This is a genomic window from Paracoccus sanguinis, assembly GCF_900106665.1.
Classification (GTDB): domain Bacteria; phylum Pseudomonadota; class Alphaproteobacteria; order Rhodobacterales; family Rhodobacteraceae; genus Paracoccus; species Paracoccus panacisoli.
This window is the reverse complement of the sequence record NZ_FNNA01000003.1, coordinates 52182-74680: the sequence shown is the minus strand read 5'-3', so window position 1 is coordinate 74680 and position 22499 is coordinate 52182. Positions and strand designations below refer to the sequence as shown.

The following is a 22499-nucleotide window of genomic DNA, read 5'->3' as shown; positions in this document are numbered from 1 at the left end:
TGGGGGTGCTGAGTGCGGCCAACCCGACTGCAGAACGGTAGAGGGCGACCACCATCCAGCGATAACCAGCGGGAGACCGGACGGCACTGGCCGCAGGGTGGCGGGCAAGGACGCGGCCCCCGAACCTCGGGAGCGCTGAGTCTCCGCGCCAGCAGCCCAAGGCGGCGCTACAGAAGAGGTCACCCGCATCATGCCACCACCCCTGCCCGACGACGGCGGCGTGTGCCGGCGAGCGCCGCGCTGCCGAGGGCGTCGGCGCCGAGCAGCAGCGCACCCAAGGCGAGCAGCCAGCCGCCCAGCGGTTCGCCGGGCCGGGTGGCGGCGGATTCGACCGTTGCGCCGGGCCAGCGGACAGGCGCGAGCGGTCCGCCGGCGTTGAGCGCGGCGCGGCGCTCGCGCGCGGCATAGAGCCCGGCCGGGGCGCCGGGGGCGGGGCCGGCGGCAAAGTCGGCCGCGGCGACGGGCGCCGCGCCGGGACCGGGCGGCTGCGGGCGGCCGAAGCCGTCGAGCACCAGCTCGGGGCGCCAGTGCGGGGCCTCGGGACGGCGGCCGGGGGCCGCGGGGGCGGCAGTCGGCGCGGCCGTGCCGGACGGCCGGGGCGCGCCTGCGGGGTCGCCAGACGCGGTGGTGTCAGAGCCTGGCTCAGCGCCCGGTTCGGCGCCTCGCCCGGAGAGCGGACCGGGGGGCGCGGCGGTGTCCGCATCGTCGCCTGTCGCGGTGGACGGGGCCGCGTCTGTCTTGGCACCCGGTTCGGGCCCCGTCTCGCGGCCCGTAGAGCCCGACGTGCCGGCGAACCCGGCCGCGTCCCGCGCCCCGGCGTCGCCCCCCTCCCCCGCATCCCCCGCGCCGCCCGCCCGCGCCGACTGCACCAGCCGTTCGAGCATCCCGACGAAGAGGCCCGACAGCGCCAGATTGCTCCACTCGGCATTGGCCGAGCTGTGGACCAGCAGCACCTGCCCCTCACCCAGCCGCGCCCGCGTCACCAGCGGCGTGCCGTCCGACAGCGCGGCGAGCACCTTCCCCGGCAGCTCGGGGTCGGGCTCGGGCAGAAGCTGGGCGCGCACCCGGACCTCGGCCGGGATCGTCAGCCCGGCAAAGAGGCCGTCGGCCGCGAAGGGGGCGATCTCGCGCGGCTCGCCCCAGCTCAGCGCCCCGCCGGCCGCCCGACCGCCGGGACGCAGCCGCACCGGCATCAGCGGCTCGGCGGCGAGGTCGGGCATCGCGGCCAGCCGCGGCCCCGCGAAGCGGACCAGCATCCCGCCGCCCGCGACCCAGTCCGAGAGCGCCTCGGCCTGCGCGCCGATCGGCGCGTCGACCAGCACCAGCACGTCGGGATGAGCGGGCAGCACCTCGGAGAGCCCGCCCTCGATCAGGTCGGTCGCTGGGGCCAGCGCCTCGCGCAGGTAGTGCAGCGGCGCGAGCAGGGCCTGGCCCTCGGTCGCGCGGGCGTCGCCCACCAGCGCCACCTTGCGCCGCCGGAGCGCGTCGTCGGCCAGCACCACCGCCCCGGCGGAGGCCTCGCCCTCGAGCGCGAAGCGGATGACGCGGTTGCGCAGTTCCGGCGGCAGGTCGAGGGGCAGCGTGGCGGCGAAACCGTCACCCTCGGCCGTGGCGTCGGGCGGGGTGAGGCGGGCGAGCGGGCGCGGCGTGCCCTGCGGGTCGGGACCGATGGCGAGCACCGCCGGCAGCGGTCCCGGCGCGGTCGCGGTGACGCGCAGGGCCGGGCGGGGGCCGGGGTCGGTCGCCAGCGCCCGCAGCGGCCGGGCGGGCGGCACGACGGTGACCGCGCCGCGGGCAGCCAGCGCCGCCAGCAGCGGGGTCTGGCCGGGGTGGGCGGCGCCGTCGGCGATCCAGAGCGTGTCGAACCCCGCGGGTGCTGCGGCGAGGAAGGCGGCCGGATCGGCCGGGTAGCGCGTCGCCCACGGCTGCGGGGCGGCGGCGCGCAGGGCGGCGGCGGCGTCACCCGCCGGAGCGAACACCGGGCCATCCCCGCGCCCGCCCTGCCCGTCCGCGAGCCACAGCGCCACCGGCCGGCCCTTGGCCTGCGCCTGATCGAGCGCGGTGCGGGCGCGGGACTGGGCGCCCTCCCACCCGGGGGCTGCGCCCCAGCCGGCATCGACGAGGATCAGCAGCGGCCCCTCGCCCGCGACCGGCGCGGCGGGGCGCCAGACCGGGCCGGCGAGCGCGAGGATCACCGTCGCCACCGCCGCGAGCCGCAGGGCCAGCAGCCACCACGGGGTGCGGCGCGCGACCGGGGCCGGATCGGCGAGCCCCGCCAGCAGCGCGGTGCCGGGAAAGCTCACCTCGCGCGGGCGGGGCGGCACGGCGCGCAGCATCCACCACAGCACCGGCAGCGCCAGCCCGGCGGCGAGCAGCCACGGGGCCGCGAACCCGAGCGGTCCGAGCATCATCATGCCGACAGCGCCTCGGCCACCCAGAGCACCGCCGCGGCGGGCGGGGCGGCGGTGTCGTGGGTGCCGAACTGCCACCCCGCCTCGCCCGCGAGCCGCGCGAGCAGCGCCCGCCGCTCGGCCAGCCGGGCGAGATAGGCCGGGCGCAGGGCGGTGGCGTTGCGCGTCTCGTGCCGGGTTTCGGGACGCGTTTCGTGGCGGGGAGCGCCGGCCCCGGGGGCGTGGAAGCGCAGCGCGCCGGCGAAGGGAAAGCTCTCTTCGGTGGGGTCGAGCACCTGCATCAGCACCCCGCGGCAGCCGGTGGCGGCGGCCTCGGCGAGGAACCGCGCCAGCGGCGCGGGATCGCCAAGGAAATCGCCGAGCAGCACCACCCGGCGCTGCGGGCGCAGCGTGCCGGGGGGCGGCAGCGGGTCGGGTGCGGCGGTCAGCAGGTCGCGCGCCAGCGCCTCGGCGCGCAGTCGCCCGGCGCGGGCGTCGTCGGCGCCGACGGCGACGCGCTCTCCCCCCCGCAGCAGCACCAGCGCCAGCGCCAGCGCCAGCAGCCGCGCGCGGTCGCGCTTGAGCGGCCGGGCGGGGTCGCCGGTCCATGCCATGCCCGGGTCGCCCGCGACCCACAGCGCCGCGGCCTGCGGGCTCTGCCGCTCGCGCTCGCGCACGAAGGCCGCGTCCGAACGGGCCGAGCGACGCCAGTCGATCAGCCCCGCCGGATCGCCGGGGGCGGCGGGACGGTACTGCCAGAACTCCTCGCCCGTGCCAGCCCGGCGCAGCCCGTGGGCGCCGGGATCGACGCTGGCGGCCAGCCGCTCGGCGGCGATGAGCAACGCCGGGACGGCGGCGGCGGCGGCCTCGGCGTCCAGCCGCAGGCCCACCGCGGGCCGGGGGTCGGGCGCCTGCGCCATCAGGCGGCCGCGCCGAGCGCAGGCTCCACCAGACGGGCGATCACCGCCTCGATCCCGTCGCCGCGGGCGCGGGCGGCGAAGGACAGCGCCATGCGGTGCCGCAGCACCGGCGCGGCCATCGCCGCCACGTCGTCGAGCGAGGGCGCCAGCCGGCCGTGCAGCACCGCGCGGGCGCGGGTCAGCAGCATCAGCGCCTGCGCCGCCCGCGGCCCGGGGCCCCAGACGAGCGTGTCCGCGAGCCAGCCGGGGGCGTCGGGCTCACCCGGCCGGGCGGCGCGGACGAGGTCGAGGATCGCGGCCGTCACCGCCTCGCCCACCGGCATCGCCCGGACCAGCGCCTGCGCCTCGATCAGCGCCGCGGCGTCGAGCACCCGGTGCGGGCGGTCCTGCACGCTGCCGGTGGTGGCGAGCAGGATCGCCCGTTCGGTGGCACGGTCGGGGTAGCCGATCTCGACCTGCACGAGGAAGCGGTCGAGCTGCGCCTCGGGCAGCGGATAGGTCCCCTCCTGCTCGATCGGGTTCTGGGTGGCGAGGACGTGGAAGGGCCGGCCGAGCGGGCGGTGGGCGCCCGAGATGGTGACCTCGCCCTCGGCCATCGCCTGCAACAGCGCCGACTGGGTGCGGGGGCTGGCGCGGTTGATCTCGTCGGCCATGAGAAGCTGGGTGAAGACCGGCCCCTCGATGAAGCGGAAGGCGCGGGTGCCGTCGGGCAGGATGTCGAGCACCTCGGCCCCGAGGATGTCGGCGGGCATGAGGTCGGGGGTGAACTGGATGCGGCCGCTGTCGAGCCCGAGCACGGTCGAGAGCGTATCGACCAGCATCGTCTTGCCGAGGCCCGGCTGGCCCACCAGCAGCGCATGCCCGCCGGCAAGGATCGCGGCCAGCACCTGCTCGACCACCGCGTGCTGGCCGACGAAGCGGCGCTCGATGCTGGCGCGGGCCTCGGCCAGCCGGTCCGAGAGCGCCGCGATATCCGCGACGAGTTTATCTTCTGCGGCCATGACTTCGTCCCCGGACTGTCCTATGGACAGCATATGAGGGGACGGCAGGAGGCTCCACCGGCAATGACGCAAGCGGGCGACAAATCGCCGCGAGAGGCGGCGGATGCGGCGGCGGTCGCGGCCGGTGCTGCGGGCGGGGCCGGGGCCGGAGCGGCCGGCGGGATCGCCGCGGCGGTGGCGGCGGCGTCGAAGGGCCGGCGCGGGCCGGCGCCGGTGCATCTGTGGGACCCGCCCTATTGCGGCGAGATGGACCTCGAGATCCGGCCCAACGGGGCGTGGATCCACGAGGGCAGCCCGATCGGGCGCCCGGCGATGGTGCGGCTGTTCGCGTCGGTTCTGAAGCGCGAGGGGGACCGCTTCTTCCTCGTCACCCCGGTGGAGAAGCTGGGCATCCGCGTGGTGGACGCGCCGTTCCTGGCCATCGATGCCGAGATCGGGCCGGACCGCATCGCCTTCACCACCAACGTCGGCGACGAGGTGGTGGCCGGACCCGAGCACCCGATCCGGGTCGAGGATCGCGACGGCGTCCCACGGCCCTATGTCCATGTCCGCCGCGGGCTCGAGGCGCTGATCGACCGCAAGAGCTTCTACCGGCTGGTCGCCGCGGCCGAGCCGGACGCCGACGGCCGGCTGGTCCTGCGCTCGCAGGGCGCGGTCTTCGCGCTGGAGGGGTGAATGGCCCGCTTCGCCGCCAACCTGACGTTCCTGTTCACCGAGCAGCCGATGCTCGACCGCTTTGCCGCGGCGAAGGCGGCGGGCTTCGACGGGGCCGAGGTGCTGTTCCCCTATGACCTCGCCGCGCGCGAGCTGTCGACGGCCTGCCACGGCGCGGGGCTGGAGTTCGTGCTGCTGAACACCCCTCCCCCCAACTGGGCCGGGGGGCCGCGCGGTTTCGCCGCCGTGCCGGGCAGCGAAGAGCGGTTTCGCCGCGACTTCGACCGCTCGCTGCGCTTCGCCCAGGCGCTGCGGTCGCGCCACCTGCACGTCATGGCCGGCAAGGCCGAGGGCCCGGCCGCGCGCCGCTGCCTGATCGAGAACCTGCGCTGGGCCTGCGCCCGCGCCCCGCACGCGAGCCTCGTGATCGAGCCGGTCCACGCCGCCGACCTGCCCGGGTATTTCCTGTCGAGCCTCGATCTGGCCGCCGAGGTGATCGCCGAGGTCGGCGCGCCGAACCTGGGGCTGCTCTTCGATGCCTACCACGCCCATCTGATCAGCGGCGACCTGACCGCGGCGTGGGAGGCGCATCTGCCGCTCGTCCGCCACATCCAGATCGCCGGCTGCCCGGGCCGGCACGAGCCGCGGGTGGGCGAGATCGACTATGGCGAGTTCTTCCGACGCGTGGACGCCGCCGGCTATCGCGGCTGGGTGAGCGCGGAATACGTGCCGCTGACCACGACCGAGGCCGGGCTTCGATGGCTGCGCGGTGGTGCGGCGGCGTGATTGGGGCGGGAAGGCACTGAGGGCGGTGCTTGGTTGGTGGGTGTGAGCCGAGCCTCTGCGCTGGCTGATTGGCGGAACTGCGGCCTCAGGCGGGGGTGGCGGGCGCTGAGGGCGGCGCTTGGTTGTCGGGTTTGAGTGGAGCCGGGAAACTCCTTTGCAAAGTCCGACGCAGGCGCGTGCCCGCGTGACGCGGCGTCTTTTGAAGGGGCCAGCCCCACCAGAGCGGCGCCGGTGTCGGGGGAGCGTCAGGTGCCGTGAGCCGGCTTAGTTACGATCGTAAGCGGACGGGCACGCTGAGCTCGCGGTTGGATATCTCCGCGCAATCAGACGGTGGACGGTCAAGGGGGATGCCGTCCGGCGTTGCTTCGGCGAGATGAGCCACACTCGGGCCCTTCCTCCCGCCCCCACCCGCAAGCTTTTGCGGGCAGGCGATATTGTCACCCCCCCGTTAATCGGCCCGGATATATGGCGTTGGAGGTGCCAGTCGCCAGCGCAGCACTGTGAACCTGCACGGCCTTCGCCGCACGGTCCGAGGCATACGCCAACGCAGCGAGGGGCCGGCTATTGCCCGCGTCACAACCGTGCCGGGATTGCAAAGCGCCGTCCCACCGCGAGCGGTTGATCGCGCATCGCACCCCTGACCCCGGTATTCCGCACCCCGCTCAGACCACCCGCCTCACCTCGGTTGACCCGCGCCGGTCCCGCCCGCCGGGCCCCAACCACCGAAGAAAATCAGCCTCTCCAAGGAACTGGACGGGAATGAGACAGGTTTGGTGGCAGGCGTTCAAGGCAAACTCTGCGCCCCTGACACGAGAGGAAACCAATCATGAATTCGATCATCTACATCGTCGGCCTGGTCGTCGTCGTCCTGTTCATCCTGTCGATGCTGGGTCTGCGCTGATGGAGCGCTCGGAAGCGCGCATCCGCGACAGCGCGGCGCCCGCGCAGCAGACGGACCGCGGCTACGTGGACTGGGGTAGCATCCTCGCGGGTGCCGTCATCGCGGCGGGGCTTTCCGCGGTGTTCACCGCGTTCGGCGCGGGCGTCGGGCTCGGTTCGATCTCGGCCCGTGAGGGTCAGGGGCTGGGCTTCGGCTCGGTGATCCTGACCGGCCTCTTCATGGTCATCACAATCGTCGCCTCGTACATGGCGGGCGGTTATGTCGCCGGCCGGATGCGGCGTCGGGTCGATGGCGCCAATGCCGAGGAAAGCGCAACCCGCGACGGGATGCACGGCCTCGTCGTCTGGGGTCTGGGGATGCTGCTCTCGGCGATGGTGCTGGGCAACGTCGTCTCGGGCACCGTCAAGGCGGCCGGTTCGGCGGCGGGCACGGCCGTCGAGGCGGCGGGCTCGGTCGCCGGCGGTATTGCGCAGGGCGCGGGCCAGCTGGTCGGCGGCGTGGCTCAGGGCGCAGGCCAGGCGGCGCAGGGCGCGGCCGATGCGGCGCAGAACGGCGGGATCGACCTGCCGAACCCGCTCAGCGGGATCACCGACCGGCTGCTGCGCAGCGAGGCGCAGGCCCCGGCCGAGTTCTCGAACGAGGCGATCCGCAGCGAGGTCGCCACGATCTTCGCCGACGTGATCCGCACCGGCGAGATCAACCCCGAGGACCGCGCCTATCTCGAGCGCGCCGTCGCCGCCCGCACCCAGCTGTCGCAGCAGGAGGTGAGCGCGCGCATCGACCAGGGCGTGGCCCGTGCGCAAGAGCTGCGCGCCGAGGCGCAGAAGCTGCGTGACGACGCCGCGGCCCGGGTCGAGGAGCTGCGCGTTCAGGCCGTCGAGACCGCCGAGGATGCCCGCCTCGCGGGCGTGCTGTCGGCCTTCGCGCTGGCCGCGTCGGCGCTGGTCGCCGCGGTCGCCGCGTTCGTCGGTGGCCAGAAGGGTGGCCTGCATCGTGACGAGGGCCGCGTCTGGGCCGGGTTCACGCACAAGCCGCTGCGTCGCCGCTGAGGCACCTGTACCGATCGAAAGGGCCGCATCAACCGATGCGGCCCTTTTTTCATGGCGCATGAGGCTTAGGTCGCGCTCATTTGCCGACACGCCCCGCCCACTCCGGGGGTGGCGCGCCGGCCCGGTCTGCGCTAGGGGGCCGCAACCTTTCCGATCAGGACCGCCCGCCGCATGGACATCCGCAACATCGCCATCATCGCCCACGTCGATCACGGCAAGACCACGCTGGTCGATCAGCTGCTCAAGCAGTCCGGGTCGTTCCGCGAGAACCAGGCCGTCGCCGAGCGGGCGATGGATTCCAACGACATCGAGCGCGAGCGCGGCATCACCATCCTCGCCAAGGCGACCTCGGTCGAGTGGAAGGGGACGCGCATCAACATCGTCGACACCCCCGGCCACGCCGATTTCGGCGGCGAGGTCGAGCGCATCCTGTCGATGGTGGACGGGGTCTGCCTGCTGGTGGACGCGGCCGAGGGGCCGATGCCGCAGACGAAGTTCGTGACCTCGAAGGCGCTGGCGCTCGGCCTCAGGCCGATCGTGGTGCTGAACAAGGTCGACAAGCCCGCGGCCGAGCCGGACCAGACGCTGAACGAGGTCTTCGACCTCTTCGCCAACCTGGGCGCCAGCGACGAGCAGCTCGACTTTCCGCACGTCTACGCCTCGGGCGTGAACGGCTGGGCCGACGAGACGATGGACGGTCCGAAGCAGGACATGAGCGCGCTCTTCGACCTGATCCTGCGCCATGTCGAGCCCCCCAAGCAGATCGCCCGCGAGGCCGAGCCGTTCCAGATGCTCGCCGTGACGCTGGGGGCGGACCCGTTCCTCGGCCGGCTGCTGACCGGCCGGGTCGAGGCCGGGCGCGCCAAGGCCGGCGACACGGTCAAGACGCTGAGCCGCGACGGTGAGCGGGTCGAGCAGTTCCGCATCTCGAAGGTGCTCGCGTTCCGGGGCCTGACCCAGACCCCGATCGACGTGGCCGAGGCCGGTGACATTGTGACCCTGGCGGGCATGGCCAAGGCCACCGTCGCCGACACGATCTGCGCCCCCGAGGTCGAGACCGCCCTGCCCGCCCAGCCCATCGACCCGCCGACCATCAGCGTCACCTTCGGGATCAACGACAGCCCGCTGGCCGGCCGCGACGGCACCAAGGTCCAGTCGCGGGTGATCCGCGAGCGGCTCATGAAGGAGGCCGAGACCAACGTCGCCATCAAGGTCGAGGACACGCCGGGCGGCGACGCCTTCGTGGTCTCGGGCCGCGGCGAACTGCAGATGGGCGTGCTGATCGAGAACATGCGCCGCGAGGGCTTCGAGCTGTCGATCTCGCGGCCTCGCGTCATCTTCCGCGACGAGGACGGCGAGCGGATGGAGCCGATCGAGGAAGTCATCATCGACGTCGATGACGAATACACCGGCGCGGTGATCGACAAGCTGACCGGCGCGCGCAAGGGCGACTTGGTCGAGATGCGCCCCGCCGGGCATGGCAAGACCCGCATCGTGGCCCACGTCCCCTCGCGCGGGCTGATCGGCTATCAGGGCGAGTTCATGACCGACACCCGCGGCAACGGGGTGCTGAACCGCATCTTCCACGCCTGGGCGCCCTACAAGGGCCCGATCGCCGGCCGCCGGCAGGGGGTGCTGATCTCGATGGAGAACGGCGTCTCGGTGGCCTATGCGCTGTGGAACCTCGAAGAGCGCGGCAAGCTGTTCATCGGCGCGCAGGAGCAGGTCTACGAGGGGATGATCATCGGCGAGCACTCGCGCGACAACGACCTCGAGGTGAACCCGCTCAAGGGCAAGAAGCTGACCAACGTGCGCGCCTCGGGCACCGACGAGGCGGTGCGGCTGACGCCTCCGGTGCGGATGTCGCTGGAAGAGGCGATCGCCTATATCGACGACGACGAGCTGGTCGAGGTGACGCCCAAGATCGTCCGGCTGCGCAAGCGCTACCTCGACCCGCACGAGCGCAAGCGGCAGGCGCGGGCGGAGTAAGGCTGACGAGTCGGCGCGGGGCGGTCTCGCCCCGCGTTTCGCCTGCCGGTTGCCCCAAGAGCCTGTGGCCGCGGCGCCATGCCGGGGCGGGACGTCGCGGCGAGGGCCGTGCCGGACCGCCGCACGGTCTTGCCACCCGTCCGGTTCGGCGCGACTGTGGCGCCGTGACAAGCGGAGAATGCGGCGATGGCCAAGCCCGGCGAGACACTGACCGACCGTCTGATTCAGGAGGTCGTCTGCGCCATGCTCGGCGAGACGCCGACCATGCCCGGCCTCGACGACGCGGCTGGCCGCGCCGGCATCGATATCGCCATTGCCCGGACCATCTTTCCGACCGACGACGCGCTGCATGATGCGGTGGGCAGCTTCGGCATCCTGCGGCTCACCGACCACATCTCGCGGGCGCTGATCGACGCCCCGCCCGGGGACGCACGGGCGGGGCTGGTGGCGCTGGGGGTGTCCTACGTCGACTGGGCGCGGGCGAACCCCGAGCTTTACCGTGTCGTCGGCCACCAGATCTTTCACCGCGAGGGGGTCAACTACGCCGGCTACGACGCCGGGTTCCGGGTGCTGGTCGAACGCCATCTGGGCGTCAGCCGCGACACCGGCAGCCTGCGGCCGCTGCTGGGCCGGGCGTTCGTCTTCGGGCTCGCGGACATCGTGCTCGACGACCACTTCGCCATCTGGAAGCCGACCGGGATGGACGACGACACCGCGATCCGGCAGGCGGTCGAAGAGATGGTGGACCTGCTGATGAGCCCGCCGCGAGCGACGGCGTGAGCCCCACCCGGCACCGCCGGAGGGGCTGATCCGCAGATAAACTGCCGGCTTGCCTCAGCCCATCCGCTCGGAGGCGTAGCCCCCCGGGCTGGCCGGGAACACCACCGTGCGGGCGTCGTTCAGGAACACCCGATGGTTGATGTGGGCGTGGATCGCGCGCGACAGCACCACCGCCTCGACGTCGCGGCCGAGGCTCACGTAGTCTTCGGGCGACTGGGCGTGGGTGACGCGGACCGTGTCCTGCTCGATGATCGGGCCTTCGTCGAGATCGGCGGTGACGTAATGCGCCGTCGCCCCGATCAGCTTCACCCCCCGGTCATAGGCCTGCCGGTAGGGATTGGCGCCCTTGAAGCTCGGCAGGAACGAGTGGTGGATGTTGATGATCCGGCCCGACATCCGCGCGCAGATCGCGTCCGACAGCACCTGCATGTAGCGGGCGAGGACCACGAGTTCGGTGCCGGTCTCCTCGACCACCTCCATCAGCCGGGCCTCGGCCTCGGCCTTGCGGGCCTTGGTGACGGGGATGTGGTGGAACGGCAGGTCGTGGTTCACCACCAGCTTCTCGTAGGTCAGGTGGTTCGAGACGACGCCGACGATGTCGATCGGCAGCGCCCCGATCCGCCAGCGATAGAGGATGTCGTTCAGGCAGTGGCCGAAGCCCGAGACCATCAGCAGCACCCGCATCCGCCGGGCGGGGTCGTGGATCGCCCAGTCCATGCCGAAGCCCTCGGCCACCGGCACGAAGGCCTCGCGCAGTGCGTCGGCCGCGGCGCCCGTCTCGCTGCGGAAACTTACGCGCATGAAGAAGCGGCCGTTGGCGAGGTCGTCGAACTGCGCCGAGTCGGTGATGTTGCAGCCGTGCTCGGCGAGGAACCCGGCGACGGCGGCGACGATGCCGCGGCGCGAGGCGCAGGCGACGGTCAGGACGAGGTCCTTGGTGGCGGGGTCGGCCATCGGCTCAGATCTGCTTTTCGGGCATCTGCACGACCAGCCCGTCGAGCGCCTCGGTGACCTTGAGCTGGCAGGTCAGGCGCGAGCGCTCGGCGTCGGGATGGTAGGCGAAGTCGAGCATGTCGGCCTCCATCGGGTCCTTGGGCGGCAGCCGGTCCACCCACTCGGGCGCGACGTAGACGTGGCAGGTCGAGCAGGCGCAGGCGCCGCCGCAATCGGCCTCGATTCCCGGGATGCCGTTGTCGCGGGCGCCCTCCATCACGGTCATGCCGGGGCGCACGTCGACCTCGTGCCGGGTGCCGTTCCATTCGATGTAGGTGATCCGGGCCATCTGTCCTGTCCTGCGTCTGCCCGGCGGGGGCCGGGTCGGTCGTTCTGGTCGAGCGAGGGGATATTGTATCGGCGGGGGGATGGAAAGATCGGCCGCGTTAACCGGATGGCAAGGGGTCCGTGGCATGAGTCCGGGTGAGCGGACGGAGGGGTCACATGACGCGGCAGGGACACCGGCGCATGAGGCAGCGCCAGCAGGCGCGGCGGCGGCAGGGCTGGCCGCCCGCGCGGCTGGACACCGCGGAGAGCGGCGGGAGCGCGGGCGACGGGGATCAGACCCGGCGCAGCGCGATCACCGCGTTCAACCCGCCGAAGGCGAAGGCGTTGGACAGCACCGCCTCGACCCGCGCCTCGCGGGCGACATTCGGCACCACGTCGAGCGCGCATTCCGGGTCGGGTTCCTCATAGCCGATGGTGGGCGCGATGATCCCGTCCCTCAGCGCCATGACGCAGGCCAGCAGCTCGACCGCGCCGGTGCCGCCGATCAGATGCCCGTGCATCGACTTGGTGGACGACAGCATCAGCCGGTCGGCGTGATGGCCGAAGGCATGGGCGACCGCGGCGCATTCGGTCTTGTCGTTGGCGGCGGTGCCGGTGCCGTGGGCGTTGATGTAGCCGATGTCCGAGGGGTTCAGCCCCGCGTCCACCATCGCCCCGGCGATGGCCCGCTCGGCGCCGATGGCCGAGGGCATGACGATGTCCTGCGCGTCCGCCGACATGGCGAAGCCCACCACCTCGGCGAAGATCTCGGCGCCGCGGGCGGTGGCGTGGTCCCAGTCCTCGAAGACGAAGACGCCGGCCCCCTCGCCCTGCACCATGCCGTTGCGGTTGGCCGAGAACGGCCGGCAGGCGTCGCGGGACATGACGCGCAGCCCCTCCCACGCCTTGACGCCGCCGAAGCAGAGCATCGCCTCGGACCCGCCGGCGAGCATCACCCGCGCCGCCCCCGAGCGCACCATCTGGAAGGCAAGGCCCATGGCGTGGTTCGAGGACGCGCAGGCGGTGGCCACGGTGAAGGCCGGGCCGCGCAGCCCGAACTCCATGCTGACATGGCTCGCGGCGGCGTTGTTCATGAGCTTCGGGACGACGAAGGGGTGAACGCGGTTCTTCCCCTCTTCGTAGACGATGCGATAGTTCTCGTCCCAGGTGTTCAGCCCGCCGCCGGCAGTGCCGAGGATCACGCCCGAGCAGAGCCCGAGCTCACCGTGGAAGCTGAGGCCGGACTGGGCCACGGCCTCCTTGGCGGCGATCATGGTGAACTGGGTAAACTTGTCGTAAAGCGAGATCTGCTGGCGGTTGAAATAGGCCTCGGGGTCCCAGTCGCGGACCTGCGCGCCGATGCGGACCGAGAGGCGGTCCACGTCCTGGAACTCGAGCTCGCCGATCCCGCAGCGCGCCTCGCGCATGGCGGTCAGCGTGTCGGGCACGTTGCGGCCGAGCGCGTTCACCGTCCCCATGCCGGTGATCGCCACCCGCCTGAGCCCGCCCCTGCCCTGCGCCGCCGCGGGCGCGACATGAGGCGCGGCCGGGGGCGCGACGGGTGGTGTGGATGGGGCCGCGGCCGCCGGGCCGTCGCCGCCCTTCGCCCCTGCCCCGCGCTTGACCTTGCGCGCGCTCATGCCTTGGCGGCGACGAGCGCCTCGACCGCGGCGATGATCGCGCCCATGTTCGAGATGTCGAACTCGGACTTCTCGGGCTCGTTGGCGTTGAAGGGGATCGAGATGTCGAACGCCTCTTCGATGGCGAAGATCGACTCGACCAGCCCGAGGCTGTCGATCCCGAGGTCGGCCGGGGTCGCCTCGAGGGTGATCTCGGACGGGTCGAGCATCGCCTGCTCGGCGATGATGGCGATGATGCGGTCGCGGACGGTGTCTTGGGTCATGGCTACCTCTGGTCAGTCCTTCTGCATCAGGCGTGTAACGGTTTTCTGAAGCTCGGCCAGTTGCGCGGCCATCCGCGGCAGCCGGCGCACCGCCCTGTTGATCTCGATCTGGGTGTCCATCTTCACCGCCGGCGACCCGAGGATCACCCGGCCCGCAGGCACGTTGGTGAAGATCTTCGAGGCCCCGCCGGCCACCACGTCGTCGCCGACGAAGATGTTGTCGCTGACCCCGCACTGGCCGCCGAGCACCACCCGGTCGCCGATGCGCGCCGAGCCGGCGATCCCGACCTGCCCGCAGAGCAGCGTGTCGCGGCCGACCTGCACGTTGTGCCCGACATGGACCATGTTGTCGAGCTTGGTCCCGGAACCGATTGATGTCGCACGGATCGTGCCGCGGTCGATGGTGGCGTTGGCACCGACCTCGACGTCGTCGCCAAGCGTGACCCCGCCGAGCGAGTGGATGCGGACCCAGTGCTGGTCGCGCAGCTCGCCGCGGTGGCCGAGGGTGCCGCGCACCTCCTCGACCCCCGAGGGTTCGGGGGTGACGAACGAGAACCCGTCCGAGCCGATCACCGCGCCGGGCTGAACGATGAGCCGGTCCCCGGCAGTGACGCCGTGGGCGAGCCGGGCGCCGGCGTGGACCAGCGCCTCGGCGCCGACCACCGTGCCCGCGCCGATGCTGACATGGGCGCCGATCCGCGCCCGGGGGCCGAGCCGCACACCGGGGCCGATCAAGACGAAGGGGCCGATGGCGGGGTCGTCCCCGATCTCGGCGGAGGGGTCGATGACGGCGCTGGGGTGGATGCCGGGGGCGAAGCCCGGGCCGGCGTCCAGCGCGCGGGTCACCCCCGCCATCGCCAGCCGCGGCCGGGCCACGATCACCGCGCCCGCCAGACCGTAGGCCTCGGGGTCCATGCCGGCGCCAATGAGCGCGGCGGCGCCGGGGACGAGATGGGCGGCATAGGCGGGGCTCATCGCCAGCGCGACGCGGGCGGCGCCGTCACGGGCCGCCCCGGCCTCCGCCGGCTCGGCCGCGCCGGTCACCCGCAGGCTGCCGTCGCCCCACAGCGTCGCGTCGAGCGCACGGGCCAGATCGGCCAGGGTGATCGTCATCGGCGCCTCCGTTCCGCCCTCGCCCGCGAGAGCTAATCGGTCAGCGCCGCGGTTTCCAGTCCGGGCGCCGCACCCGCCCGCTGCAACGCCGCCCACACCGCAGCGTCACGGCCATACACGTCCGGGAACTGCCGCGGCGAGCCGTCCTCGGCCACGGTGGTGGTGAAATAGACCAGATGCACCGGCAGATGCGGGGTCAGCTCGAGGAAGCTCTCGTTGCCCGACGCCCGCGCCCGCGAATAGCGCGCGGCGGGATCGGCGGCCGAGCCCTTGAGCAGTTCGTGGGCGAGGTCCACCGGCCGGGCCACCCGGATGCAGCCGTGCGAGAACGCGCGCCGCGATTCGCCGAACAGCCCCTTCGAGGGCGTGTCGTGCAGATAGATGTTCATGCTGTTCGGGAAAATGAACTTCACCTCGCCCAAGGCATTGTCGTCGCTCGGCTTCTGCCGCATCCGATAGGGGAAGTTGGCGGGCGTGTAGCGGCCGAAGTCGATGTTGCCGCGCGGCACGACGCGGCCGCGGCTGTCCACGATGTCGAGATGCGAGACGGCGTTCGGGTTCTTCTGCAGCCGCGGCAGGTATTCCTTGACCGTGATCGAGCGCGGCACGTTCCAGCGCGGGTTGACGACGACATACTCCATCTCGTCCGAGAACTCGGGCGTGCGCTGGTCGGCCGGGTCGGACTTGCCGATCACCACCTTGGTCTGGAACACCGTCTCGCCGCCGTCGCGCACCCGGGCCACGAACTCGGGAAGGTTCACCCAGACCATCCGGCCGTCGAGGTCATGCGTGCCCATCCAGCGCATCCGCTCAAGCGCGATGAGGAGGCCGCGCGGCGCCTGCCCGCCGCTGCGGTTCATCCGGGCGATGGTGCGTGGACCGGCGACCCCGTCGGGGGCGAGGCCGACGCGGGCCTGATAGGCAGCCATCTGGGCGGCGAGCGGCGCATCGAAGGCGGGCGAGCCGGGGGCGCCCGCGTCAAAGCCGAGCGCGGCGAGGCGGGCGCGCAGCGCGACGATGGCCGGGTCGTTCATCCCCTCGCGCCAGGTGCCTTCGGGCGCGGGCGGCACGTTGGCGCCGACCGTCGGGCCGACCGCCGCGGCGAGTGCGGCCCGCAGCGCCCGGTAGTCGCGCGACTGCGGCGGCACGGTCTCGAGCATCGCCGCGGGATCGGGGGCCTCGACGAAGCGGGCGAGCAGGGTCTCGGTCGCCACCCGCGGGACGTCGCGGCGGATGCCGGGTTCGACCCGGCGCGGGGTCAGGATGCCGCCGCCCACGTCGTGGGTCCAGCGGGCGAAGGCGCGGGCAAAGGCGGCCTCGGCCCGCGGACCGGTCTGGCCGTCGAGGGCGGCGAGGCCGCGGGCATCATAGACGTCGGGCAGACCGTGGCTCGCGGCACCGGCGACCGCGGCGATGAGCGCGGCACGGCGCGGGGCGGCCTCGGGGACGGTGAAGACCGGCGCGAGGCCGGTGCGGCCGTACCACGCCGCCAGCCCCGCGTCGCGCGCGACGCCCCGGGCCAGCGCCATCTCGTCGGGGGAAAAGTCGAGCCGCGGCGCCGGCGCCTGGGCCGCCGCCACGCTCGGAAGCGCCAGCATCAGCGCGAGGGCGAGCCGCCGTCCGCAGCGCAGTCGGCGCCGCGACTCGGCCCCCCGGTTGCCGTGCCGACGGGGGGATCGATTCGCGCTGCGGTTGAGTGGCGGGTAGGTCACGCTGGGTCTCTTTCGGCGGTTGAAGGCGGTTCCGAGGGTAACGCCGTGCCCGTCAAGCGGGCAGGTCACGATTGCGAAACCCGGGTTTGGCGCGGCTTTTGCGCAACGGCCCCGAAGTCATCGGCAAGTTTCCGCCGACATTGGCACGATCTTGCTGCACGATGGAACTCACAGTTCCGCAACCGGGGCGCTGGTGACATATTGTCAATCATTCCGGGGTACACCGGACAAGCCAATCGCTGGCACAGAAAACGAACGCAGGACAGGCGGATCTGAACATGACCTTCGAATTCTCGCGTCGCGGCATTCTCGGCGTCTTCGCAGCCACGACCGTGGCCGCCGCCCCTGTGATGGCAAATGCCTTCGGCATCATCCGCGGCGCCGGTGACTATCGCCGCATCCGGATGTATTCGGGTCGCACCGGGGAAAGCATCGACACCGTCTACTGGGTCGAGGGCAAGTACATCCGCGACGCCCTGAACGAGATCAACATCTTCATGCGCGACTGGCGCACCGGGCAGGTGATCGGCATCGACCCGCGCACCGTCGACATCGCCGCGGCCAGCCACCGGCTGCTGCAGACCAACGAACCCTATATGATGCTGTCGGGCTACCGCTCGCCCAAGACCAACGCCATGCTGCGCTCGCGCAGCGGCGCGGTGGCGCGCAACTCGCTGCACATGTCGGGCAAGGCCGCCGACATGCGGCTCAAGTCGCGCTCGGTCGCGGAGATGTACAAGGCCGTGACCTCGTGCCGCGCCGGGGGCGTCGGCAAGTACTCGCGCTCGAACTTCGTGCACATGGACTGCGGCCCGCTGCGCACCTGGGGCGGCTGAGGGGTTCGCGCCGTCCGGCACAGCGTCCGTGTGAGTTGAGAGGAAAGCCCGCCGATGTGCGGGCTTTTTGATTTTCGGGAGAATGCGCTCGGACGCTGGCACGGAGTTCATCGGCTGGCCGGTCAAAGCCTGACGCCCCCATGCGACGTCGATTCGTCGGGCCAGTCCGTCTGACTGGGGCGACTCCACCCCAGTTTCACCGCCGCCCAATCGGCAACGCTCCCCCCGCGTCCCCGACTTGCCATGCCCCTCGGTGCCAAGGCAGAGTCAGACCAACCGCGCGGGGCTCCGCGCCGGACACGAACCGCGAGATCGCGGTCAAGGAGAAATGCATGACCCACGGCGTCGTCCCCGTCCTTCTGGCCGGCGGCTCGGGCACCCGGCTGTGGCCGGTCTCGCGAAAATCGTTCCCCAAGCAGTTCGCCCCGCTGATCGGCGCGCAGTCGCTGTTTCAGGCCTCGGCGCTGCGGCTGGCCGGGCCGCGCTATGCCGCGCCGCTGGTGCTGACGGGAGCCGATTTCCGCTTCATCGTCACCGAGCAGCTGGCCGAGATTGGCGTCGCGCCGCAGGGGGTGCTGATCGAGCCGTCGGGGCGGAACACCGCCCCCGCGGTGCTGGCCGCTGCGCTGCATGTGGCGGCTCAGGACCCCGACGGGCTGATCCTCGTCGCGCCCTCGGATCATGTCGTCCCCGATGCCGAGGCCTTCGGCCGGGCCGTGGACCGGGCCGTGCCGCTGGCACAGGCGGGACGGATCGTCACCTTCGGCATCCAGCCGACCCGCGCCGAGACCGGCTACGGCTGGCTGGAGCTCGACGAGAGCGCCGACCCCGACACCGCGCCGCTGCGCCGCTTCGTCGAAAAGCCCGATGCCGCGACGGCCGCGACGATGCTCGCCGACGGCGACTTCCTGTGGAACGCCGGCATCTTCCTCTTCACCGCCCGGACGATGATCGCGGCGTTCCGCGCCCATGCCCCCGAGTTCGTCGCCCCGGTCGAGGCGGCGCTGGCGGAGGCTACGCCCGACCTCGGGTTCCTGCGGCTTGCGCCCGAGCCGTGGAACAGCCTGCCCGACCTCTCGGTCGACTACGCGGTGATGGAGAAATCCGACGCGCTGTCGGTCGTCCGCTTTTCCGAGCACTGGTCCGACCTCGGCGGCTGGGATGCCGTCTGGCGCGAGGCGCAGATCGACGCGCCGGCCTGGCGGGGGGTGGTCACCGACGCCCGCTCGACGGCGATCGACTGCGACGACGTGCTGCTGCGCTCGGACGACGAGGACATGCAGGTGGTGGGGATCGGGCTCCGCGACACGATGGTGATCGCCACCGGCGACGCGGTGCTGGTCGCGGACATGAACCGCGCGCAGGACGTCCGGCAGGCGGTCACGGCGCTCAAGGGGCGCGGGGTCCGGCAGGCCGAGTCGTTCCTGCGCGACCACCGCCCCTGGGGGTGGTTCGAGACGCTGGTGATGGGCGACCGCTTCCAGGTCAAGCGGATCGTCGTCCACCCCGGCGCGGCGCTCTCGCTGCAGAGCCACGTCCATCGCGCCGAGCACTGGATCGTAGTCAGCGGCACCGCCCGCGTCACCGTGGACGACAAGGTGACGCTGGTGACCGAGAACCAGTCGATCTACGTCCCCCTCGGCGCGGTGCACCGGATGGAGAACCCCGGCAAGGTGCCGATGATCCTGATCGAGGTGCAGACCGGCGTCTATCTCGGCGAGGACGACATCATCCGCTACGACGACGTCTACGCGCGCAAGTGACGGCCGGGGGTGACGGGCGACCGCGCGCCTCTCCGCCGGCACCGGCCCCGCGGCCTTGCGTCGCAGGCGCGGCGGGCTTAGGCCAAGCTGCGGCGCCGGCAGGGTCCGGCGCACCGCCCCCGGATACCCCATGAGCCCAAGACGCCCCTCGATCCAGGAAGGCCCGCTGTGGCGGAGCTTTCTCGTCTTTCTCCTGCCGCTGATCGGGCAGAACATCCTGCAATCGCTGGGGATGACGATCAACAGCATCGTCGTGGGCCAGATGCTCGGCACAGGGGCGCTGGCGGCGGTGGCGACGTTCATGCCGCTCGCGTTCTTCTTCATCGCGTTCGTGATCGGGGTCACGGCCGGGGCGAGCGTGCTGATCGGGCAGGCCTGGGGGGCGCAGAAGATCGACCTCGTGCGCCGGATCGGCGGCACCGCGCTGGGCGCGACGCTGGCGATCGGGCTGGTGATCGGGACGACCGGGATCGCGCTGGCGCCGTGGATGCTGGCGCGGATGGGCACGCCCGCGGACGTCATGGCGCCGGCGATTTCCTATGCGCGGACCGCCTTTGCGACCATGCCGATCCTGTTTCTGTTCATCGCCGCCGGCGCGCTGCTGCGCGGGACCGGCGATTCGGTCCGCCCGCTGGTCGTGCAGGCGGTGGCGACCGGGGTCGCCGCAGGGCTGACCATCGTCATGGTGGCCGAGATGGGCTTCGGGGTGGCGGCCGCGGCGCTCTCGGTCGGGGTGGCGCAGAGCGCGGCGCTGGTGGTGCTGGGGCTGTGGCTTCGGGCTCGCGCGCATCCGCTCGCCCCCGGGGCGGGGCTGCTGCGGGCGCTGTGGCCGGACTGGGGCCTTCTGCGGACCGTGCTGCGGATCGGGCTGCCGACCGGCGCGCAGCTCGTCGTCGGCTCGCTCGCCGGGCTGGTGATCGTCGGGCTGATCAACCGCTTCGGCTCGGACGCGACCGCGGCCTATGGCGCCGTCAGCCAGGTCCAGAACTACGCCCAGTTCCCGGCGCTCTCGATCGCCATCGCCGCCTCGATCTTCGGCGCGCAGGCGATCGGCGCGGGGCGGCCCGACCGGCTGGCCGTGGTGCTGCGCACGGCGATGGTGATGAACCTCGTGCTGACCGGCGGGCTGGTGGCGCTCGTCTACCTGTTCTCGCGCCTGCTCGTGCAGGCCTTCATCGCCGATCCCGAGGTCGTTGAGCTGGCCCAGCACCTGCTGCACATCGTCAGCTGGTCGGCGCTGATGTTCGGGGCAGGCACGATCTTCTCGGGGATCATGCGCGCCTCGGGGACGGTGATCCCGCCGATGCTGATCGCCATGGGCTGCGTGGCCTTCGTCGAGCTGCCGCTGGCGGTCCTGCTGTCGCGGTCGATGGGGCTCGAGGGGATCTGGTGGGCCTATGTGGCGAGCTTCGCGGCGCTGATGGTCGCGCAGGGGGCCTATTACACCTTCGTCTGGCGCAAGCGGAAGATCACCGCGCTGGTCTGAGGCCGGGCGGCGTCGTCGTCCCCTGCCCCCGCGGCCCGGTCGCGCGACCTGTCAACAGTGTCGCAGCGGCCGCTCACGCCCTTTTCAGATCGGGTGACCGCGCCTAAGGTGCGCCGTCAGAGACCCAGCCCGCCGGGCTGCCAGAACCTCAGGGAGAGAGTCCGACACCATGAACATGCTCATCAAGACCGGCTTTGCCGCGATCGTTGCCGCGGCGCTGGCCGTGCCTGCCGTGGCGCAGGACATCACCATCAAGTTCAGCCACGTCGTCGCCCCCGACACCCCCAAGGGCAAGGCCGCGCAGAAGTTCAAGGAACTCGCCGAGCAGTACACCGAGGGCAAGGTCAAGGTTGAGGTCTACCCGAACAGCCAGCTCTACAAGGACAAGGAAGAGCTCGAGGCGCTGCAGCTCGGCTCGGTCCAGATGCTCGCGCCGAGCCTTGCCAAGTTCGGCCCGCTCGGCATCCCGGATTTCGAGGCGTTCGACCTGCCCTACATCTTTGACGGCTACGACCAGCTGCGCAAGGTGACCGACGGCGAGGTGGGCAAGGGGATGCTCGCCAAGCTCGAGGACAAGGGGATCAAGGGCCTCGCCTACTGGGACAACGGCTTCAAGATCATGTCGGCCAACAGCCCGCTGCACACGCCCGACGATTTCCTGGGGCTGAAGATGCGCATCCAGTCCTCGAAGGTGCTCGAGGCCGAGATGAACGCGTTGGGTGCGGTGCCGCAGGTGATGGCCTTCTCGGAAGTCTATCAGGCGCTGCAGACCGGCGTCGTGGACGGGACCGAGAACCCGCCCTCGAACATGTTCACCCAGAAGATGCACGAGGTGCAGAAGCACGCCACGATCTCGAACCACGGCTATCTGGGCTATGCGCTGATCGTGAACAAGGCGTTCTGGGACGGTCTGCCCGAGGATATCCGCGGCCAGCTGGACAAGGCGGTGGCCGAGGCGACCGCTTACGGCAACGGCATCGCCAAGGAAGAGAACGACAAGGCGCTCGAGGCGATGAAGGCGGCGGGCAAGACCGAGTTCCACGAGCTGACGCCCGAGGAGAAGGAAGCCTGGCGCGCTGCGCTGCTGCCGGTCCGCGAGGAGATGGCGGGCCGCATCGGCGCCGACCTGATCAAGTCGATCGAGGCGGCCACGGCCCAGTGATCCCCGCCCGCGCGGCGGATTGACCTGCGGGCGGGCCGGACCATCGCGGTCCGGCCCGTCTGCCACCAACCACAACAAGGCACATCAGGGGGGACGCGGGCATGAAGGTGCTCGACAGGCTCGAGGAAATCCTGATCGCCACGCTGATCGCCGCAGCCACGCTGCTGATCTTCGTGTCGGTCGCACAGCGCTACTCGCTCGATCTGGCGGCCAGCACGATGCGCTGGGCGCGGGGCCACGAGATGGACGGGCTGGCCGCGTTCGCGCGCTCGACGTTCATGACCATCAAGTCGGTGAACCTGATCTGGGCGCAGGAGCTGACGATCATCATGTTCGTCTGGATGGCCAAGTTCGGCGCCGCCTACGGCGTCAGAACCGGCATCCATGTCGGCATCGACGTGCTCATCAACCGGCTCAAGCCGCGGGCGCGCGGCTTCTTCATCCTGTTCGGGCTGCTGGCCGGGGCGCTCTTCACCGGCATCATCGCGGCGATGGGGGCGAAGTTCGTCTATCACGTCCGGCTGGCGTCCTCGTTCTCGCCCGACCTCGGGATTCCGCAGTGGATCGTCTATCTGGCGATCCCGCTCGGCTCGTCGCTGATGTGCTTCCGCTTCCTGCAGGTGGCCTGGTCCTTCTGGCACACGGGCGAGCTGCCGCATCACGATCACGGCCACGTGGACGGGATCGACGACGACCCGGCGAACCTCGCCGACGGCGTCGACCCGGTGGGCGAGGCGATGATCGACAGCCCCCTGACCCCCCGCGATCTCACCGAAGACCGGAAGGACCGCTGA

19 protein-coding genes are annotated in these 22499 nt (G+C 71.9%); 10 read left to right on the top strand and 9 right to left on the bottom strand.

Going from position 1 to position 22499, the window contains the following annotated elements; all coding sequences use genetic code 11:
• Positions 1-188 precede the first annotated feature (188 nt).
• The 3 genes from BLW17_RS11615 to BLW17_RS11605 are packed head-to-tail and all read right to left on the bottom strand — an operon-like array spanning position 189 to position 4311.
• Positions 189-2414, bottom strand: coding sequence for a BatA domain-containing protein (locus BLW17_RS11615; RefSeq protein WP_074826672.1), 2226 nt, complete (start codon positions 2412-2414; stop codon positions 189-191).
• The gene (locus BLW17_RS11610; RefSeq protein ID WP_036733585.1) at positions 2411-3310 is read right to left on the bottom strand and encodes a DUF58 domain-containing protein; all 900 of its coding nucleotides are present in this window, start codon (positions 3308-3310) and stop codon (positions 2411-2413) included. The genes BLW17_RS11615 and BLW17_RS11610 overlap by 4 nt, the downstream gene beginning before the upstream one ends.
• Complete coding sequence (locus BLW17_RS11605; RefSeq protein WP_036708504.1) at positions 3310-4311, bottom strand: AAA family ATPase; 1002 nt, start codon at positions 4309-4311, stop codon at positions 3310-3312. The genes BLW17_RS11610 and BLW17_RS11605 overlap by 1 nt, the downstream gene beginning before the upstream one ends.
• A gap of 63 nt (positions 4312-4374) precedes the next feature.
• Between BLW17_RS11605 and BLW17_RS11600 the strand changes: the two genes are divergently transcribed.
• The 5 genes from BLW17_RS11600 to BLW17_RS11580 all read left to right on the top strand — a co-directional run bounded on the left by BLW17_RS11600 (position 4375) and on the right by BLW17_RS11580 (position 10470).
• The gene (locus BLW17_RS11600; protein ID WP_081969131.1) at positions 4375-4986 is read left to right on the top strand and encodes a DUF1285 domain-containing protein; all 612 of its coding nucleotides are present in this window, start codon (positions 4375-4377) and stop codon (positions 4984-4986) included.
• Positions 4987-5751, top strand: a complete 765-nt coding sequence (locus BLW17_RS11595; protein ID WP_036733582.1) for a hydroxypyruvate isomerase family protein — start codon at positions 4987-4989, stop codon at positions 5749-5751.
• Between the two features lie 900 nt (positions 5752-6651).
• Positions 6652-7701, top strand: a complete 1050-nt coding sequence (locus BLW17_RS11590) for a hypothetical protein (RefSeq protein ID WP_052176381.1) — start codon at positions 6652-6654, stop codon at positions 7699-7701.
• 171 nt (positions 7702-7872) lie between these two features.
• A complete protein-coding gene (gene typA / locus BLW17_RS11585; protein WP_036733580.1) occupies positions 7873-9690 on the top strand; it encodes a translational GTPase TypA in 1818 nt (605 codons plus the stop codon).
• Positions 9691-9876: 186 nt separating this feature from the next.
• Positions 9877-10470 (top strand): TetR-like C-terminal domain-containing protein, encoded by a 594-nt coding sequence (locus BLW17_RS11580; RefSeq protein ID WP_036733577.1) that lies wholly within the window; start codon positions 9877-9879, stop codon positions 10468-10470.
• A gap of 54 nt (positions 10471-10524) precedes the next feature.
• Here BLW17_RS11580 and purU read toward each other — a convergent pair whose 3' ends face one another.
• From purU to BLW17_RS11550, 6 genes are all read right to left on the bottom strand, one after another.
• The gene (purU, locus tag BLW17_RS11575; RefSeq protein ID WP_036733574.1) at positions 10525-11424 is read right to left on the bottom strand and encodes a formyltetrahydrofolate deformylase; all 900 of its coding nucleotides are present in this window, start codon (positions 11422-11424) and stop codon (positions 10525-10527) included.
• A gap of 4 nt (positions 11425-11428) precedes the next feature.
• Positions 11429-11752 (bottom strand): 2Fe-2S iron-sulfur cluster-binding protein, encoded by a 324-nt coding sequence (locus tag BLW17_RS11570; RefSeq protein ID WP_036707208.1) that lies wholly within the window; start codon positions 11750-11752, stop codon positions 11429-11431.
• A gap of 271 nt (positions 11753-12023) precedes the next feature.
• Entirely contained in the window at positions 12024-13370 is a 1347-nt protein-coding gene (locus tag BLW17_RS11565; protein WP_081969130.1) for a beta-ketoacyl-[acyl-carrier-protein] synthase family protein, read from the bottom strand.
• The gene (locus BLW17_RS11560; protein ID WP_036703809.1) at positions 13367-13633 is read right to left on the bottom strand and encodes an acyl carrier protein; all 267 of its coding nucleotides are present in this window, start codon (positions 13631-13633) and stop codon (positions 13367-13369) included. Before BLW17_RS11560 ends, BLW17_RS11565 begins: the two co-directional genes overlap by 4 nt.
• A 12-nt stretch (positions 13634-13645) precedes the next feature.
• Positions 13646-14746 carry a UDP-3-O-(3-hydroxymyristoyl)glucosamine N-acyltransferase gene (gene lpxD / locus BLW17_RS11555; protein WP_036733572.1) on the bottom strand — a complete coding sequence of 367 codons (1101 nt, stop codon included), beginning with the start codon at positions 14744-14746 and terminating at the stop codon, positions 13646-13648.
• 32 nt (positions 14747-14778) lie between these two features.
• The gene (locus BLW17_RS11550) at positions 14779-16344 is read right to left on the bottom strand and encodes a L,D-transpeptidase family protein (protein WP_052176380.1); all 1566 of its coding nucleotides are present in this window, start codon (positions 16342-16344) and stop codon (positions 14779-14781) included.
• Between the two features lie 392 nt (positions 16345-16736).
• Here BLW17_RS11550 and mepK point away from each other — a divergent pair, with 392 nt between their 5' ends.
• The 5 genes from mepK to BLW17_RS11525 all read left to right on the top strand — a co-directional run bounded on the left by mepK (position 16737) and on the right by BLW17_RS11525 (position 22499).
• Positions 16737-17294 carry a peptidoglycan L,D-endopeptidase MepK gene (gene mepK, locus BLW17_RS11545; protein ID WP_036733569.1) on the top strand — a complete coding sequence of 186 codons (558 nt, stop codon included), beginning with the start codon at positions 16737-16739 and terminating at the stop codon, positions 17292-17294.
• A gap of 332 nt (positions 17295-17626) precedes the next feature.
• Positions 17627-19057: a mannose-1-phosphate guanylyltransferase/mannose-6-phosphate isomerase gene (locus BLW17_RS11540; RefSeq protein WP_036733566.1), complete on the top strand. Its 1431-nt coding sequence runs from the start codon at positions 17627-17629 to the stop codon at positions 19055-19057.
• A gap of 130 nt (positions 19058-19187) precedes the next feature.
• On the top strand, positions 19188-20543 hold the full coding sequence (locus BLW17_RS11535; protein WP_036707214.1) for an MATE family efflux transporter: 1356 nt from the start codon (positions 19188-19190) through the stop codon (positions 20541-20543).
• Positions 20544-20712: 169 nt separating this feature from the next.
• On the top strand, positions 20713-21705 hold the full coding sequence (locus BLW17_RS11530) for a TRAP transporter substrate-binding protein (RefSeq protein WP_231572779.1): 993 nt from the start codon (positions 20713-20715) through the stop codon (positions 21703-21705).
• Positions 21706-21806: 101 nt separating this feature from the next.
• Entirely contained in the window at positions 21807-22499 is a 693-nt protein-coding gene (locus BLW17_RS11525; RefSeq protein ID WP_036733563.1) for a TRAP transporter small permease, read from the top strand.

Coding starts and splice junctions, on each gene's coding strand:
- BLW17_RS11550 (WP_052176380.1), bottom strand. CDS start 16,344: ATGCTGGCGCTTCCGAGCGTGGCGGCGGCCCAGGCGCCGGCGCCGCGG.
- purU (WP_036733574.1), bottom strand. CDS start 11,424: ATGGCCGACCCCGCCACCAAGGACCTCGTCCTGACCGTCGCCTGCGCC.
- BLW17_RS11530 (WP_231572779.1), top strand. CDS start 20,713: ATGAACATGCTCATCAAGACCGGCTTTGCCGCGATCGTTGCCGCGGCG.
- BLW17_RS11605 (WP_036708504.1), bottom strand. CDS start 4,311: ATGGCCGCAGAAGATAAACTCGTCGCGGATATCGCGGCGCTCTCGGAC.
- BLW17_RS11565 (WP_081969130.1), bottom strand. CDS start 13,370: ATGAGCGCGCGCAAGGTCAAGCGCGGGGCAGGGGCGAAGGGCGGCGAC.
- BLW17_RS11525 (WP_036733563.1), top strand. CDS start 21,807: ATGAAGGTGCTCGACAGGCTCGAGGAAATCCTGATCGCCACGCTGATC.
- BLW17_RS11590 (WP_052176381.1), top strand. CDS start 6,652: ATGGAGCGCTCGGAAGCGCGCATCCGCGACAGCGCGGCGCCCGCGCAG.
- BLW17_RS11560 (WP_036703809.1), bottom strand. CDS start 13,633: ATGACCCAAGACACCGTCCGCGACCGCATCATCGCCATCATCGCCGAG.
- mepK (WP_036733569.1), top strand. CDS start 16,737: ATGACCTTCGAATTCTCGCGTCGCGGCATTCTCGGCGTCTTCGCAGCC.
- BLW17_RS11595 (WP_036733582.1), top strand. CDS start 4,987: ATGGCCCGCTTCGCCGCCAACCTGACGTTCCTGTTCACCGAGCAGCCG.
- BLW17_RS11610 (WP_036733585.1), bottom strand. CDS start 3,310: ATGGCGCAGGCGCCCGACCCCCGGCCCGCGGTGGGCCTGCGGCTGGAC.
- BLW17_RS11540 (WP_036733566.1), top strand. CDS start 17,627: ATGACCCACGGCGTCGTCCCCGTCCTTCTGGCCGGCGGCTCGGGCACC.
- typA (WP_036733580.1), top strand. CDS start 7,873: ATGGACATCCGCAACATCGCCATCATCGCCCACGTCGATCACGGCAAG.
- BLW17_RS11615 (WP_074826672.1), bottom strand. CDS start 2,414: ATGATGATGCTCGGACCGCTCGGGTTCGCGGCCCCGTGGCTGCTCGCC.
- BLW17_RS11580 (WP_036733577.1), top strand. CDS start 9,877: ATGGCCAAGCCCGGCGAGACACTGACCGACCGTCTGATTCAGGAGGTC.
- BLW17_RS11600 (WP_081969131.1), top strand. CDS start 4,375: ATGACGCAAGCGGGCGACAAATCGCCGCGAGAGGCGGCGGATGCGGCG.
- BLW17_RS11570 (WP_036707208.1), bottom strand. CDS start 11,752: ATGGCCCGGATCACCTACATCGAATGGAACGGCACCCGGCACGAGGTC.
- lpxD (WP_036733572.1), bottom strand. CDS start 14,746: ATGACGATCACCCTGGCCGATCTGGCCCGTGCGCTCGACGCGACGCTG.
- BLW17_RS11535 (WP_036707214.1), top strand. CDS start 19,188: ATGAGCCCAAGACGCCCCTCGATCCAGGAAGGCCCGCTGTGGCGGAGC.